Source organism: Arthrobacter sp. USHLN218 (assembly GCF_037144715.1).
Taxonomy (GTDB): Bacteria; Actinomycetota; Actinomycetes; order Actinomycetales; family Micrococcaceae; genus Crystallibacter.
On the sequence record NZ_JBBCYT010000001.1, the window covers coordinates 448,072 to 463,546 of the forward strand.

Annotated in this window: 13 protein-coding genes; 6 read left to right on the top strand and 7 right to left on the bottom strand. The window is 70.1% G+C overall.

Annotated elements, in window-relative coordinates:
* Positions 1-193: 193 nt before the first annotated feature.
* Positions 194-979 (bottom strand): SurA N-terminal domain-containing protein, encoded by a 786-nt coding sequence (locus WFH44_RS01990; protein ID WP_336711334.1) that lies wholly within the window; start codon positions 977-979, stop codon positions 194-196.
* A gap of 75 nt (positions 980-1,054) precedes the next feature.
* Complete coding sequence (locus tag WFH44_RS01995; RefSeq protein WP_336711335.1) at positions 1,055-2,509, bottom strand: FG-GAP-like repeat-containing protein; 1,455 nt, start codon at positions 2,507-2,509, stop codon at positions 1,055-1,057.
* Between the two features lie 250 nt (positions 2,510-2,759).
* Between WFH44_RS01995 and WFH44_RS02000 the strand changes: the two genes are divergently transcribed.
* Complete coding sequence (locus tag WFH44_RS02000) at positions 2,760-3,677, top strand: alkaline phosphatase family protein (RefSeq protein ID WP_336711336.1); 918 nt, start codon at positions 2,760-2,762, stop codon at positions 3,675-3,677.
* Positions 3,678-3,689: 12 nt separating this feature from the next.
* On the opposite strand, the gene WFH44_RS02005 is transcribed toward WFH44_RS02000, so the two are convergent.
* Positions 3,690-4,040: a hypothetical protein gene (locus tag WFH44_RS02005; RefSeq protein ID WP_336711338.1), complete on the bottom strand. Its 351-nt coding sequence runs from the start codon at positions 4,038-4,040 to the stop codon at positions 3,690-3,692.
* Between the two features lie 234 nt (positions 4,041-4,274).
* Between WFH44_RS02005 and WFH44_RS02010 the strand changes: the two genes are divergently transcribed.
* A complete protein-coding gene (locus tag WFH44_RS02010; RefSeq protein WP_336711339.1) occupies positions 4,275-5,732 on the top strand; it encodes an FAD-dependent monooxygenase in 1,458 nt (485 codons plus the stop codon).
* Between the two features lie 13 nt (positions 5,733-5,745).
* Here WFH44_RS02010 and WFH44_RS02015 read toward each other — a convergent pair whose 3' ends face one another.
* Together WFH44_RS02015 and WFH44_RS02020 are read right to left on the bottom strand one after the other, a co-directional pair.
* Complete coding sequence (locus WFH44_RS02015) at positions 5,746-6,933, bottom strand: FAD-dependent monooxygenase (RefSeq protein ID WP_336711340.1); 1,188 nt, start codon at positions 6,931-6,933, stop codon at positions 5,746-5,748.
* Positions 6,934-7,025: 92 nt separating this feature from the next.
* Positions 7,026-7,256, bottom strand: coding sequence for a four-helix bundle copper-binding protein (locus tag WFH44_RS02020; RefSeq protein ID WP_336711342.1), 231 nt, complete (start codon positions 7,254-7,256; stop codon positions 7,026-7,028).
* Between the two features lie 401 nt (positions 7,257-7,657).
* On the opposite strand from WFH44_RS02020, the gene WFH44_RS02025 reads away from it, so the two are divergent.
* Positions 7,658-9,184 (top strand): HNH endonuclease signature motif containing protein, encoded by a 1,527-nt coding sequence (locus WFH44_RS02025; protein WP_336711344.1) that lies wholly within the window; start codon positions 7,658-7,660, stop codon positions 9,182-9,184.
* A 289-nt stretch (positions 9,185-9,473) separates the two neighbouring features.
* On the opposite strand, the gene WFH44_RS02030 is transcribed toward WFH44_RS02025, so the two are convergent.
* Positions 9,474-10,229 (bottom strand): ZIP family metal transporter, encoded by a 756-nt coding sequence (locus WFH44_RS02030; protein ID WP_336711346.1) that lies wholly within the window; start codon positions 10,227-10,229, stop codon positions 9,474-9,476.
* Between the two features lie 104 nt (positions 10,230-10,333).
* Positions 10,334-11,404: an ROK family glucokinase gene (locus WFH44_RS02035; protein WP_442892847.1), complete on the bottom strand. Its 1,071-nt coding sequence runs from the start codon at positions 11,402-11,404 to the stop codon at positions 10,334-10,336.
* A 191-nt stretch (positions 11,405-11,595) separates the two neighbouring features.
* On the opposite strand from WFH44_RS02035, the gene iolC reads away from it, so the two are divergent.
* From iolC to iolD, 3 genes are read left to right on the top strand one after another with little or no spacing between them, the layout of a single operon-like run.
* Positions 11,596-12,588, top strand: coding sequence for a 5-dehydro-2-deoxygluconokinase (iolC, locus tag WFH44_RS02040; protein WP_336711347.1), 993 nt, complete (start codon positions 11,596-11,598; stop codon positions 12,586-12,588).
* Positions 12,585-13,502: a Cgl0159 family (beta/alpha)8-fold protein gene (locus tag WFH44_RS02045; protein WP_264795932.1), complete on the top strand. Its 918-nt coding sequence runs from the start codon at positions 12,585-12,587 to the stop codon at positions 13,500-13,502. The genes iolC and WFH44_RS02045 overlap by 4 nt, the downstream gene beginning before the upstream one ends.
* A 14-nt stretch (positions 13,503-13,516) precedes the next feature.
* Positions 13,517-15,463: a 3D-(3,5/4)-trihydroxycyclohexane-1,2-dione acylhydrolase (decyclizing) gene (gene iolD, locus WFH44_RS02050; RefSeq protein WP_336711801.1), complete on the top strand. Its 1,947-nt coding sequence runs from the start codon at positions 13,517-13,519 to the stop codon at positions 15,461-15,463.
* The last annotated feature ends 12 nt before the right edge of the window (positions 15,464-15,475 follow it).

The window sequence follows — 15,475 nt, forward strand, 5'->3', positions numbered from 1 at the left end:
GGATGCATCTCGCGCCTGAGCTATCTGCGGTCGCGCCCGCTGAACATGCGAAGTTCGACTCGACTAAAGGTTACGCCCGGCCCCCGAAGGCGTACAGATGCCACCGCCCCCTATTCGTGCGGCTGGTCTGGACACCACAACGGGTGGCCGGCTGCAAAGCCGGCCACCCGCCGTCGTTCCTGGATACCGCTGCCTAGACGTTGATCTTGACGTCCGCCTTGGCGCGAAGGTCCTTGGCGAGCTTCTGCACGATCTCGCCTTCCTTCTGCGACTTGACCTGCTCCTCGAGCTGCGGCTTGGCCTCCTCGAAGGATGGCATCTCGGCTCCCTGGCCGCCCTGCTTGGCCATGGCCTCCTGCTGCTTCTTGGCCTCGTCGTAGGCGGCCTTGAGCTCCTTGTCGGTCGGCTTGCTGTCGCCGGCTTCCTCGGCGATCAGCTTCTCGACCATGACCTGGTTCTTGAGCTCTTCCGTCACCTTGGCCTCGTCCATGCCCTGCTTCTTCATCTCGGCCATGAACTCGTCCTTGGACTTGAGCTGGTTGGACTTGACGATCTCGTCGAGGGCCTTGTCCGTCTCCTTCGCGGAGGCGGTCAGCCCGCGCTTGCCGGCTTCCTGGATCAGCAGCTCGGTGCCGACGATGCCTTCGGCGGTCTGCTTCTTGAGCTTGGCCTGGTCGACTTCCTGGCCCGTCATCTGGGACTGCATCGCCATCTGCTGGAACTGCGCCTCGTAGGCGGTGGTGAAGTCTTCCTTGGAAATCTTGGTGCCGTTGACTTCAGCAACGACGTCGGGGATTCCGTTCAGGTCCGGCTTCGGCATTTCCTGCTGGCCGGCTGCGGGGTCCTGTGCTTGGCCGCTTGCACTGGGCGACGCCTGCTGCGTCTGGCCTGCGCTGCCGGCTTCGGTTGCTCCGCCGCAGGCCGTGAGGGTCACGGCTCCGGCGATAGCTATTGCCACTAGCCATTTGTTGCTCGACATAAAGTCCTTCCGTTTCCGGCTGAGTTCCCGAGGCTAGCAGGTCGGGCGGGGTGAGGTCACACCGGGTGACGCCGGCTAGGAGAAGGTGTTGTAGGTGCCGAAGCCGGTGCCGATCTGCTTGGCGGTGCCGACCTGGCCACCGGGGAGCTCGTAGTAGCGGACGATGCCGTTGCGGAATTTGACGGTCATGCCGTTGGCGCTGCCGGTGCCGAAGCCGGGGGCGTCGGTGAAGGTGGCGGCGGTGGACCAGCCGGAGCGGCCGATGGTCGGGCGGGTTTCCGGAATCAGGGCGCCCTTGCCGTTGGTGCGGTAGAGCTTGAGGACGCCGCTGGTCCTGTTGGCGCCGAGGATGTCCTTGCGGCCGTCCTGGTCGAAGTCGGTCAGGGCGATGCCGTAGTTGCCCCAGCCAGTGTTGAACTTGTTGGGGGCGGCGTGGAAGGCGGCGCCCTTGAGGTTCTGGTAGAGCGAGAGGCTCCCGCCGGCGTCCTTGGCGACCAGGCCGGGGAACGGGTTGTTGGCGCAGAGGCGGTCGGCGATGACGGTGGAGGAGGCGGCGATGCTGCCGGCGCTGAACCAGGTGGAGAAGCCGCCGGTGGCCTTGCCCTTGTAGACACGGACCTTGCCGTCCGACCAGTGGGCGACGATGTCGAGGTAGCCGTCGTTGTTCCAGTCGGTCACCGAGGTGGAGCGGGCGTGCTGCCAGCCGCTGCTGCCGATCAGGACCCGGCTGCCGAGCGCGCGGCCGGACTTCTCCGGGTAGCGCCAGAGCCGGCCGGCGGAGTCGGCGGCGACGTAGTCCGCGGCGCTCTTGATGCTGGCGCGGGAGAGATCCCTGCCGGCCGCGGGCGCGCCGGCGACGGGGGTGCACTGGGCGATGGGCTGGACCGAGGGCGCGGGCGCCGGAGCCGGTGCGGCGAGGCCGGCGTAGTAGGCGCTGGGCGAGGAATACGTGCCCGCGGGCTCGGACGAGTAGCGGAAGAAGTTGGCCGTGCCGTACATCTCGTAGCGGCCGCCGCGCTCGTCGGAGAAGGCGATGCCGACGCCGATGACGGTGTAGTTCGGGTCGGACATGATGGCGTTGTGGCCCGGGGACTTGATCCACTGGTCCACGAGGCCCTGGCCGTTGCGGTCGGATCGGGCGGCGATGATCTCGCCGGCCCCGTTCCAGCCGGTGATGCGCGGGTCCTTGGTGTAGCCGGGGTTGTGCTTAAAGACGCCGGTGTTGGCCATCGTGGTGGACCAGCCCTGCGAGACCTTGGCGGCGTTCACGTAGAACCGCACCGGTTTCAGGCCCTTCGACTTGCGGAAGGCATTGATTCCGTCGAAGACCTGCTGGACCTGCGCGCGGTTGCTGTCGTTGAGGACATTGCTGGCGGCGGCGGCCGGCTGGACCGGCGCGGCGAGGGCCGGCGTGGCGAGGGCCGGCGTGGCGAGGGCCGGCGTGGCGAGGGCCGCGGAGCCGGAGAGCACAGCGGCGGCGAGGGCGGCGGCCGAGGCCCGCTTGGCGACGCGGACGGCGGTTTCAAACACAGGACGGCTGCAGACTGGCATTGGTGTTTCCCCCGGGGAGTCGGCTCGCTTTCCGGTTCGGCGGAGCCAAGAGACCGCCAACAGGATAATGGATAAACCCCGGCTGCCGGAAGACGCGGGCGGGATCCGGCCGAAGCCGGGGCCGGGAAAATGGCACGGGGTTTGTTGCGCGGCTACCGAGCCCGGTCTTTACTGTGAAGCGGGGCACCGTTCCAACGCCCCGCCGGTCCCGTTGACGAGGGAGCCAGCCATGGAATTTCCCGGGTTCCGTCTGCTCAGACTGGTTGCCGGCGCCTTCGCCGTGCTGCTGGCAGGGTGCATCCCGCCCGGGCCGGGCGGGCTCCCGCCGGAGGCGGGTTCTCCGCGGGCCAGCGGGCAGGACAGCCTGCACCACGTCGTCGTTATTGTCGAGGAAAACAAGGCCGCGGACGCCATCCTGGGCAGCAGCGAAGCCCCCTTCATCAACCGGCTGGCCTCGGACTACGCGCTGGCCACGGACTACTCGGCGGTGGCACGTCCGAGCCTGCCCAACTACCTCGCGCTCAGCAGCGGTACGACGGCCGGCATCACGCGAGACTGCCGGCCGTCCCCGCATTGCCGGGCGGCCGTGCCGAGCATCGCCGGTGCGATCGACCGGTCGGGGCGGACCTGGAAGATGTACGCCGAGGGCATACCGGCGCCCTGCGGCCGGGAGGACTCGGGCCGGTACGCGGTCCGGCACAACCCGTTTGCGTACTACCCGGAAGTCACGGACGACGCGGCGTACTGTGCGGGGCACGTGGTGCCGCTCACGGAGCTTAGCGGGGACCTGGCGTCCGGGTCGGACCTCCCGGATTTCGCCTTCATCAGCCCCGATCTCTGCCATGACATGCATGATTGTCCGGTCCGGACCGGAGACGACTGGCTCTCCGAATGGGTGCCAAGGATCCTGGCCGCGCCGGCCTTCGCCCGCGGTCGGTCGCTGCTCGTGGTGGTGTGGGACGAGGGCCAGGGCTCCAGCAACAAGGTGGCGGCGATCTTCGCCGGCCCTGCGGCCCGCCGGGGTTACCGGTCCGGGACCGCGTTCAGCCACTACTCGCTCCTGCACACCATCCAGCGCGCGTGGGGGCTGGCGCCGCTCACCGGCGAGGTCCGGCAGGCGCCGATGATGGACGAGCTGCTGCGCTAGCGGGAGGCCCCGTCAGAGGGCCGGAGGCTTGTCCTCGCGGGGGCTGGCGATGCGCTCGACCGGGTCGTCCGGGACGGGGCCGCTGAAGGAGCCGCCGGTCGTTTCGCCGTCGGGGTCATACGGATCGTCCAGGGGCGGCTCGTCGGGGTCGAGGTCCGGCTCCCTGCTCGGCGGTTCGTCCGAGTCCGGGTCGACGTCAGGGTCCTCGAGCGGGTCGACGTCCGGGTCCGTCTGCCGGGCGCCGAGGGGCTCGGCTTCGGGGAACTCCGAGGGATCGCGGGTGTCCTCGTCGTCCTGCCGGGGCTTGCCGTGGCCGTGGAGCAGCTCGTCCGCGGCGTGCTTGATTTTGTCTCCGAGTCCCATGGAAATCTCCTTTGCCTGGTCGGCTGCCGGGCTGCGGGGGGTGCCCGGCTATCTCCACGCTAGTGCCGGGGCCGGGCTGGTAGAAGGGCTCGGCCGGGATCGGAGCGGTGCCGTCCCGCCAGTTCCAATGTATCGCGGCCATGGGGGCTTGCGGCAAGGCCCCCGTCAGGCCTCAAACTGGCTCGGACGTGCGATGACGAAGCTGCTCGAAGGCGTGGAGAGGCGGGGGCCGTAATGGTTGAGGTGATTGTTGCCGGCGGAGGTCCGACCGGGATGATGCTGGCCGGCGAACTGAGGCTGGCCGGGGTGGACGTGGCGATTGTGGAGCGCCGCCCGACGCCGGAGCTGGTCGGCTCGCGGGCGGGCGGGTTCCATTCGCGCACGATCGAGATCCTCGACCAGCGCGGGATAGCCGACCGGTTCCTCGCCGAGGGAAAGCCGGTTCAGGCGGCGTTTTTCGGGAACACGATGCTGGACGTGGGCGACTTCCCGACGCGGCATCCCTACACGCTGGGCTTGTGGCAGAACCACATCGAGCGGATCCTGGCCGGCTGGATCGAGGAGCTGGGGGTGCCGGTCCACCGCGGACTCGAGGTGGCCGGCTTCGCCCAGGACGCGGGCGGCGTCGACGTGTTGCTCGCCGGCGGCCGGCAGCTGCGCGCGCTGTACCTGGTGGGTGCCGACGGGGGCAGGAGCACCATCCGCAAGGCGGCGGGCATCGATTTCCCCGGCTGGGACGCGACGAGGAGCAGCCTGATCGCCGAGGTGGAGGTGACCGAAGAGACGCCGGCGGGAATCCGCATCGACGAGGTCGGGATCCACGGGCTGCACCTGATGGAGGACGGCCGGACCACCCGCGTGGTCGTGACCGAGAAGGAGCTCGGACCGGCCGCCGAGCCGACCCTCGCCGACCTCGGCAAGGCGCTGACGGAGGTCTTCGGCACCGACTTCGGCGTCCGCAATCCCACCTGGATCTCGCGGTTCACGGACGCCACCCGGCAGGCTGCGGCCTACCGCAGCGGCCGCGTGCTGCTTGCCGGGGACGCCGCGCACATCCACGCGCCCTCCGGCGGGCAGGGGATCGGGCTCGGCATCCAGGACGCCGTCAACCTCGGCTGGAAGCTCGCCCAGGTGGTCAAGGGCAGCGCGCCGGACGGTCTGCTGGACACCTACCACGACGAGCGGCATCCCGCCGGGGCCCGCGCGCTGAAGCACACGATGGCGCAGTCGGTCATGCAGAAGGCCGATCCGCGCATCGGCGCGCTGGCGGACACCGTGACCGACCTGCTCACCATCGACGAGGCGCACAAGCGGGTGGCCGGGCTCATCTCCGGCCTGGACGTCCGCTACGACCTCGGCGAGGGGCACCCGCTGCTGGGACGCCGCATGCCGGATCCCGACGTCGTCACCGCCGACGGCCCGCTGCGCGTGTCCACCCTCCTGCACCGCGCCCGCCCCGCGCTGCTCAACCTCGGCGCGCCGGGCAGCATCGACGCCGGGCCCTGGGCGGACCGGGTGCGGACCGTGGACGCCACGTACGACGGCGGGTGGGAGCTTCCGGTGCTGGGTCCGGTCAGCGCTCCGGCGGCCGTGCTGATCCGGCCCGACGGCCACGTCGCCTGGGTTGGGGACGGGACGATGGCGGGACTGGAGGACGCGTTGGCCCGCTGGTTCGGTCCCGCCCGGCGCTAGCCTCGGGTGCTGTCTATTTCGCGATGCTCCGCAGGAGCTGCCGGGTCACGAGGCGGTCGATTCCCGGCAGTTTCGTGGCCCGGATGACCCAGCGCCTCAGCAGGCGCTGGGTCCGATTCGCGGGCAGGAACGACGACGCTGCCCGCCTCCCGGATGCCTGGGCCTGCGCCACGACCGGTTGCCATGCCTGCTCGAACTCCATGAGGGCCGGCGCGATCCCGTCGGCCGATGTGACCCTCCCGAGTGCGTCGCCCAGCAGCGCGGCGCCCGCGATCGCCAGTGAACCGCCTTGCCCGGCCAGGAGGGAGACTGCGCCGCAGGCGTCGCCGACGAGTACGGCGCGACCCTTCCACCAGTGCGGCAGCACGACCTGCGCCACGACGTCGTCGTACGGGTCGGCGGGGCAGAGGTCCAGCAGCCGGTCGACCGCGGGCGTGAGACCGGCGAACTCGTTCCGCAGCCTGTCCCGGGGAGAGGCGGGAGCGTCCCGTCCGGCCCCGACAGGAGGGTCGCGGTACACGAGGAATGCCGCAACCTCATCCGTGCGAAGGCTGTAGAGCCCCGCCGTCCGATCGAGACTGTCGGTGAGCACGAAGCGGTCCCGGAAGCGGGCATTCAGCTCGGCGTCCGGAACGATGAAGGCGGCCGCCCGCATGCCCAGCGGGCGCAGGTAGTCCGTCTCCGGGCCGAAGACCCGGGCGCGGACTTCGGAATGGACTCCGTCGGCGCCGACGACAATGTCCGCTGCGGGCAGCTGTGCCGCAGGGACGTCGACTGCGACCCGCACCCCGTCGCCACGCACCGACACCCCGGTGACACGGCTTCCATAGTGAAGGCGGACGCGGCCGGCGGGGACGTCCTCGAGGGCAGCCAGGGCAGCGCGTTCCATATCCGGACGCAGCAGGCTGAGGACTTTGCCGCCCGCGAGCCGGGAGAACCGGTCGTAGTCGAGGCGGGCCCTGACCCGTTCTTCGGCGTCAAGATATTCAACCCCATTCACGTGGTAGGCCACCCGGGCCAGGCGCGGATACAGCCCGATCCGCTCGGACGCGTCCACGCCCGGGCCGAAGAAGTCCATCATGTAGCCGTCCCGGCGGGGACCACCGGACTTCTCCACCAGATCGACTTCCCAACCGGCGAGGCCAAGCTGGCGCGCAGTCACCAGGCCGGCGATACCTGCACCCACGACGATCGCCTTCATGAGAGTCCTCTAGCACTGGCGGGAGCTGGTGCCCTCGGGAACCGCGCGCGGCAGCATGTCTCCCGAAGCCAGCACCCGGCGCTCGCTGGGACTCATCCCAGCGCTGCGAGCAGATCGCTGCAGGCCTGCTCGCAGCGCCGGCAGGCCTCTGCGCAGAGGCGGCAGTGCCCATGCATGGACGCGTGGCTCTCACAGTCCTCCGCGCAGGCCGTACAGGTTTGGGCACACTCGAAGCATGCCGCGACGCAGGCGGCGAGCTTACCCTTGTCGATGCCGCCGAGGTCCTTGGGGTAAGCATCCAGCATTGACTGAACATGGCTCATGGTTCTCGTCTCCAATCGCAGTGATTCTTGATCCGAACGGTGCGGCGGACCTGCCGCCGGTCTTCATCATAAGCAGGCTTGGTAAACGGTAAGCCGATCGGCTGGATTCTTTCTGAGGGCTGCGAGCAGCGGCCTCGCGGCTTGCCGCGTGTTCGCGTGCCTAGCGGCTTTCCCGAGCTCGCGCGCCGAGCGGCAGCCCATTGTTCCGCTGCTTCGGGCCACTGATTCTGTCGCCTGTTTTCTCCCGCATACAGTCGGTCTTTTGGTGCCTTCGAGGGCGCCGGATGCCGGGTGAACCACCTCCTCGCCCGTCGGCCTCTTACCCGGTTTCGGCCGTTTCACTCGTCCTACACTACGAAGATTTATCGTGCTATCAGAACGTATCTTCGATAGAATGAGGCATGGCGATCGCACCCTTCGAAGCGGTTCAGGAAGCCCCCGGCTTCCTCGCTTCGATGCGCGACGAACTGCAGGACTTCGCCGCCGCCTTCCGCCGGGAAGCCGGCCTGCAGAGCCCGCAAACGGTGGCCCAGTGCGTCGGCCTCTTCGAAGACCTCTCCCGGACGCTCGAACAGCTCCAGGTCGCCGGGGCGCACGCCGTCGACCGGCACGGCGTCGCCGGCATGACCGGCCGGGACCCGGCCAGCCCCGACGCAAGGTCCGGGTTCCGGGACACCGCGGACTACCTCCGCACGAGGCTGCGGATCAGCCGCAGCGAGGCCCGGCGCCGCCTGCGCATCGGGGCCGGCACCCTGCCGCAGACCCTGATCTCCGGCGGCCAGGCCCCGCCGGCATACGAACACCTCGCCGAAGCGCTGGCCGGATCCGGGCTCGGCGGCACCGCCGCCACCCTGATCCACGACACCCTCGAACGCGTCCGCCCGGCAGCGGCCCCGGAGGACCTGGCCGCCATGGAACACCAGCTGACCCGGCAGGCCACCGAAACCGACCCCGACACCCTGCGCGTCATCGCCCGGTCCTGGGAAGCCGCGATCGACCCGGACGGGGCCGAACCCAGCGACGAACAACTCGCCGCCCGGCAGGGCGTCTTCCTCAAAGGCAAACGCCGCGGCCTGCACCGCTTCGAAATCGCCGCGACCGACGAACAATACGAACACCTCATCACCGCCATGAACACCGCCACCAACCCCCGCCTGCAGACCACCTTCGGCGATCCCGGTGACACGAGTGAAGGCGGTAAGACCGCCGGCACCGACAACAGCGAAGCCGCCACAGGGCACGGCGACCGCGCCGACGGCGACTCCGCAGCGGCCGGGGTCGCGGCCGGCACGGACGAGGACGGGCGGGCGTTCCCGGGCTGGCCGATGCCCACCCGCCCGCAGCAGCTGCTCGAAGGCCTGGTCGGCTCCTGCCGGATCGCCCTGACCACGGACAAGCTCCCCCGTGCCGGGGGCCACCGGCCGCAGGTCATGGTCACCATCGACTACCAGGATTTGGTCAAGCAGATCGGCACCTCCGGCCAGGCCGTGTTCGGCGGCCTCATCACACCCCGCACCGTTCGCAAAATGGCCTGCGACGCCGACCTCATCCCCATCGTCCTCGGCGGCAAAGGCGAAGTCCTCGACGTCGGACGCGCCCAACGCCTCTTCACCCCCGCCCAGCGCCGCGCCCTCGTCGCCCGCGACAAAGGCTGCGCCTTCCCCGGCTGCACCATGCCCGCGCACTGGACCGAAGCCCACCACATCCGCTACTGGAAGAAACACAAAGGCCGCACCTCCGTCGCCAACGGCGTGCTCCTGTGCTCCTTCCACCACCACCTCATCCACACCGGCGACTGGACCATCGAAACCATCGACGGCATCCCCTGGTTCATCCCGCCCGCCTACACCGACCCCTCCCAAATCCCACGCCGCAACCACTACCGCTCCCCACCCACCCTCAAAAACGCCAACCAGCTGACAAGTTGACAGCTCCCGCGTAGCGCCGCGCTCGGAGCCCGGCCGAAAGATGCGCTGCCGCTGCGGCTCTCCCGGCACTGACCGCCGTCGCTGCATCCCCTGCGCTGACCGCAACCGCAGCCGGCGGCGGGGCCGGTACCAGACGTTGCAGCGGGAGCATCCGGCCCGTCACACCTTCCGGCAGGGTGATCAGCCGGCGGCGGGGCCGGTACCAGACGTTGCGGCGGGAGCCGCCGGCCGGTCAGACCTTCCGGCAGGGCGATCAGCCGCCGGCCGGTCAGACCTTCAGGCAGGGCGATCAGCCGCCGGCGATGTGGATCGCGAACGCGGTCACGAATCCGACGGACGCGGTGAGGCCCGTGAGCAGGTGATGCTCTTCGAACGCCTCCGGGATCATGGTGTCGGCCAGCATTGCGAGGATCGCGCCGGCCGCCAGTGCGGTGATGAAGGCGACGAGTTCGGCGGGGGCCTGGTCCAGCGCGAGGAAGCCGAGGCAGGCGGCGACGCCGCTGAGGATGGCAATGGTGCCCCAGACAGTGAAGACGTAGGCGGCGCTGCGGCCTGCCTTCTTCATGCCGGCGGAGCTGGAGAGTCCCTCGGGGACGTTGGAGATGAAGACGGCGGCCAGCATGGCCGGGCTGACGGTGCCCGCGCTGATCAGGCCCAGGCCGAGGACGAGGGATTCGGGAATGCCGTCGAGCAGGGCGCCGACGGCGATCGCCGTCCCGCTGCCCGGAGACTCCTGCTCGCTGGGCTGCTGGGAGCCGGAACGCTTGCGGTGCTTCGCCCCGCGGCGGGCGAGTGCGAAGTTGGCGGCGACGAAGATGCCGGCCCCCACGAGGAAGCCGGCGACGGTGGCCACGAGGCCGCCGTTGGTCTCGGCCTCGTCGACCAGCTCGAAGGCCAACGCCGAGATCAGGACTCCGGCGCCGAAGGCCATGATGGTCGAGACGGTCTTGGCGTGGATGCGCCAGCGCCAGGAGATCGCGGAGCCGAGGACCAGCGCGGCTCCGGCGAGGGTTCCCCACAGCAGCGCCTGCAGCCACATCGGCATGTATTCCTCCGCTCCGGCCGGGCTCGGAGCGCCGGCTCAGGGCCAGCATACTGACGACGGCGGTGCGCGCGGCGGAAGCCGGGGAAGTACTCTTTCGCCCGGGGTCAGCGCCAGGCGATCACGCGGGACAGGTCGGCGGCACCGATGAGGCCGGCCTTCGGACCCAAGGCGGCCCGTTCAATTGGCGCGGCGGGCCTGAAGCCCCGCCCGGTGAGGTTGCGGTTGAAGGCGCTGCGGGCGGGGCCGAGCAGGAGGTCGCCGGCCTCGGATAGCCCTCCGCCGATTACGAACATCCCGGGATCCAGTGCCGCCGCGAGGTTGGCCAGGCCGAGGCCGAGCCATTCGCCGATGTCCTCGAGCAGGTTGATGCTGGCGGTGTCGCCCTCGCGGGCCAGGGCGGTGACGATGGCCCCGGTGATCCGGTCCGCGTCTCCGCCGGCGGCGCGCAGCCACTCCTGGGCAACCGGAGAATTGGCTGCGGCGAGTTCGCGGGCTTCGCGGCCGACGGCGTTGCCCGAGGCGTACTGCTCCCAGCAGCCCCGGTTGCCGCATTCGCAGCGGTGGCCCTGCGGCACGATGATCTGGTGGCCGAATTCGCCCGCCACGCCCCAGTTGCCGCGTTCGATCCGCCCGTCGATGACGATGCCGCCGCCGATGCCCGTGCCGAGGGTGATGCAGACGAGCCGGTCCTGTCCCATGCCCGCACCGAAGCGGAACTCCGCCCAGGCGGCCGCATCGGCGTCGTTGGACACGGCCACGCGCCGGTGGAGGAGCTTCTCCAGGTTCATCCGCACGGGCTCGTTCCGCCAGGCCAGATGCGGGCTGAAGAGGACGGTGCTGCCGCTGCGGTCCATCCACCCGGCGGCTCCGATGCCGACGGACAGCACCCTGAACTCGGCGGACAGCTCGCGCACCAGCGAGACGATGACCTGCTCCACCTCGCGGGGGTCGTGTCCCGGGGTGTCCCGGTACCGCTCGGCCAGGATCCGTCCCTCGCCGTCGACCACACCCGCGGCAACCTTGGTGCCGCCGATGTCGATGCCGATGGCCAGCCCGCGCCGGGCGAGCCGGACCGGCAGCCGCACGCCCGGGCGCAGCAGGCTGCTCCGGACATTGCGGAAGGCGGGTGCCCTGCCCCCGGCCGCGCGCGGTTGGGAGGGGTCGTAGATTCTCATCGGTTCCATAGTAGGGGCCGGACAGGACCGCAGCCTGCACCGAAGCCTGCATGACCAATCTTGTAAATATGTCAGTACAAAGGTTTGACAGGACAAAGTCCTTCAGGCAAAGTATGAATGTGGCTCGGCTCACAGCCTGCCAGGCAGGCGGCCAGGCGGCTCGCCCCGAACAGAAAGGCCGATGATCTCTAGTGGCTCACGACTTGCTTACCATGGGACGGATCAGCGTCGACATCTATCCGAATGACATCGGAGTCGGGCTGGCGGATGTCAATAGCTTCGGCAAATACTTGGGCGGTTCGCCCTCCAACGTCGCAGTCGCGGCGGCCCGGCACGGCCGCCGGTCGGCGGTCATCACCCGCACCGGCGAGGACCCGTTCGGGGAGTACCTGCACCGCGAACTGCGCAAGTTCGGGGTGGACGACGGTTTCGTGACGGCGGTGCCGGGCCTGCAGACCCCCGCGACCTTCTGCGCGATTCTCCCGCCGGACGATTTTCCCCTCTATTTCTACGGCCGTTTTCCGACGGCGCCGGACCTGCAGATCGCCGCCGGCGAGCTGGACCGGGCGGCCATCCGCGATGCCGGGATCTTCTGGTCGACGGTGACGGGCCTCAGCCAGGAGCCGAGCCGCTCGGCCCACCTGGCGGCGCATGAGGCGCGGCCGCGCGAGGGCCTGCGTCCGGGGCAGTACACGGTCCTGGACCTCGACTACCGGCCGATGTTCTGGGCATCGGAGGAGGAAGCCCGCGAACAGGTTTCTGTGATCCTGCCGCACGTCACCGTCGCCATCGGCAACGACAAGGAGTGCGCGGTCGCCGTCGGCGAGGGGACCCCGGACGAACAGGCGGACCGCCTGCTGGACGCGGGAGTGGAAATCGCCGTCGTAAAGCTGGGGCCGGACGGCGTCATGGCCAAGACCCGCACCGAGCGGGTGGTCTCCGCCCCCGTTCCCGTGGAGACGCTCAACGGGCTGGGCGCCGGGGACGCCTTCGGCGGGGCCTTCTGCCACGGCCTGCTGGCCGGCTGGCCGCTGGCCGCCGTGCTCGACTACGCCAACGCCTCCGGAGCGCTGGTGGCATCGCGGCTCTCGTGCGCCGATGCGATGCCGACACCGGAAGAAGTCAACGCGCTGCTGGCCGAACGCGGGCGCGCCCTGCCCGAGACCGTGGAGGCCGTCCGATGAGCCGCTTCGACGACAACCCGCGCCGCTACGAACACCTGTCGCGGATCCGGCTGGAGGACCCGGACGCGGTCTCGCGGGCCGCCGCGGTCCGCCGGCCGCACCCCGGGCTGAAGCTCGGCGAGCAGAACTTCATCGTCGCCGCCGACCATCCCGCCCGCGGCGCGCTCGCCGTCGGGGACAACAAGACGGCGATGGCGGACCGGCGCGACCTGCTCGACCGGCTGCAGGCCGCCCTCGCGAACCCCGCGGTGGACGGCGTGCTGGCCAGCCCGGACATCATGGACGATCTGCTGCTGCTCGGCGCGCTGGACGGCAAGCTCCTCTTCGGCTCGATGAACCGCGGCGGCCTGTCCGGCTTCGTCAACGAGATGGACGACCGGTTCACCGGCCACACCGCCGAGGCCCTGGAGGCGCTGGGCGCCAACGGCGGCAAGATGCTCACCCGCATCTGCCTGGGCGACCCGGCCACGGTGGCCACGCTCGAATCGACCGCGAAGGCGATCGACAGCCTCGCCGAGCGCCGGCTGGTCGCCATGGTCGAGCCGTTCATCTCGGTCTGGGACAACGGCCGGGTGCGCAACGACCTCAGCGCCGACGCCGTGATCAAGTCCGTCGCCATCGCCTCCGGCCTCGGCTCCACCAGCGCCTACACCTGGATGAAGCTGCCGGTGGTGGCGGAGATGGAGCGCGTCATGGCCGCGACCACGCTGCCCACCGTGCTCCTGGGCGGAGACCCGTCGGGTTCGCCGGAAGAGGTGTTCGCCAGCTGGGGCGCCGCCCTCAAGCTGCCCGGCGTCCAGGGCCTGACGGTCGGACGGGCCCTGCTCTACCCGAAGGAGGGGACGGTCGAGGAGGCCGTCGCCGCCGCCGCATCGTTGCTGAACGCACACACCGGACAGGAGGTCGCCAGCTGATGGCTACCCGCAGAATGACCGTCGCCCAGGCGGTCGTAGAGTTCCTGGGCAGGCAGTACCTGGTGGACAGCGTCGGCGGGGAGGACTACCGCGGCCGGCTGATTCCGGGCATGTTCGGCATCTTCGGCCACGGCAACGTCGCCGGCGTGGGCCAGGCACTGAAGCAGTGGCAGGTCAAGGATCCTGCGCTGATGCCCTACTACCAGGGCCGCAACGAGCAGGCGCAGTCGCACCAGGCCGTCGGCTACGCCCGGCACAACCGCCGCCGCGCCACCTTCGCGGTCTCCACCTCGATCGGCCCGGGCTCGTCCAACCTGCTCACGGGCGCGGCACTGGCCACGGCCAACCGCCTGCCGGTCCTGCTGCTGCCCTCGGACACCTTCGCCACCCGCGCCGCGGATCCGGTGCTGCAGCAGCTGGAGCGGCCCGAAGCCTACGACATCACGGTCAACGACGCCTTCCGCCCGCTGTCCAAGTACTTCGACCGGGTCTCCCGCCCCGAGCAGCTGTTTTCCGCCCTGCACCACGGCCTGCGCGTGCTGACCGACCCGGCCGAGACCGGTGCCGTGACCATCTCGCTGCCGCAGGACGTGCAGGCCGAGGTCTTCGACGTCCCGGAGGAGTTCCTCGCCGAGCGGGACTGGCGGATCCGCCGCCCCGAACCCGAGGAGCAGGACATCCGCCGCGCGGTGGAGCTGATCCGCTCGGCCAAGCGCCCGCTGATCATCGCCGGCGGCGGCGTCCTCTACGCCTTTGCCACCGAGCAGCTGGCCGAGCTCGCCGAACTGACCGGCATTCCCGTGGCCTACACCCAGGCGGGCGTGGGCGTCCTGCCGTGGGACGCGCCTTACTGCCTCGGCGCCATCGGTTCCACGGGAACGACGGCGGCGAACGCCGTCGCCCGTGAAGCGGACCTGATCATCGGGATCGGGACGCGCTACGAGGACTTCACGACGGCGTCGCGCACGGCGTTCCAGAATCCGGACGTCCGGTTCGTCAACATCAACGTCGCCCCGATCGACGCCTACAAGCACGGCACCAGCCTGCCGATCGTCGCCGACGCCCGGAAGACGCTGGCGAAGCTGGCCTCGGGGCTCTCGGGCTACCGCGTCGGCGCCGACCTGGCGCAGCTCGCGGCGGCGGAGAAGGACCGCTGGAACCGGACCGTGGACGAGGCCTTCGACACCCGGCACACGCCGCTGCCGAGCCAGAACGAGATCATCGGTGCCGTGAACCGCGCGATGGACGCACGCGACGTCGTGATCTGCGCCGCGGGCTCGCTGCCCGGCGACCTGCACAAGATGTGGCGGGTCCGGGACCCGTTCGGCTACCACGTGGAGTACGCCTACTCCTGCATGGGCTACGAGATCCCCGGCGGCCTGGGCGTCAAGCGGGCGGCCGTCGACGAGGCGGACCGCGCGGCCGAAGGCTCCGCCGACGCCCGGCCGCGCGACGTCGTCGTTATGGTCGGCGACGGCTCCTACCTGATGATGCACACCGAACTGGTTACCGCCGTGGCCGAGGGCCTCAAGCTGATCACCGTGCTCATCCAGAACCACGGCTACGCCTCCATCGGGGCGCTCTCCGAATCGCTCGGCTCGCAGCGCTTCGGCACGAAGTACCGGACCCTGGACCGCAAGCACCACACCTTCGACGACGGCGAGAAGCTGCCGATCGACCTCGCCGCCAACGCCGAATCCCTCGGCGTCCGGGTCATCCGCGTGGAGCCGGGCGAGGACGTCATCGCCGACCTGGAGGCCGCCGTGGCCAAGGCGAAGGCCGAGCCCGAGGGCGGCGGCCCGGTGCTCATCTACATCGAGTCCGATCCGCTGCTCGACGCGCCGGATTCCGAGTCCTGGTGGGACGTGCCGGTCTCCGGCGCCTCCGAGCTCGAGTCCACGCAGCACGCCTACCGCACCTACACCGACCACAAGTCCCGGCAGAAGCCGCTCCTCGGCTAGACTGCACGAATT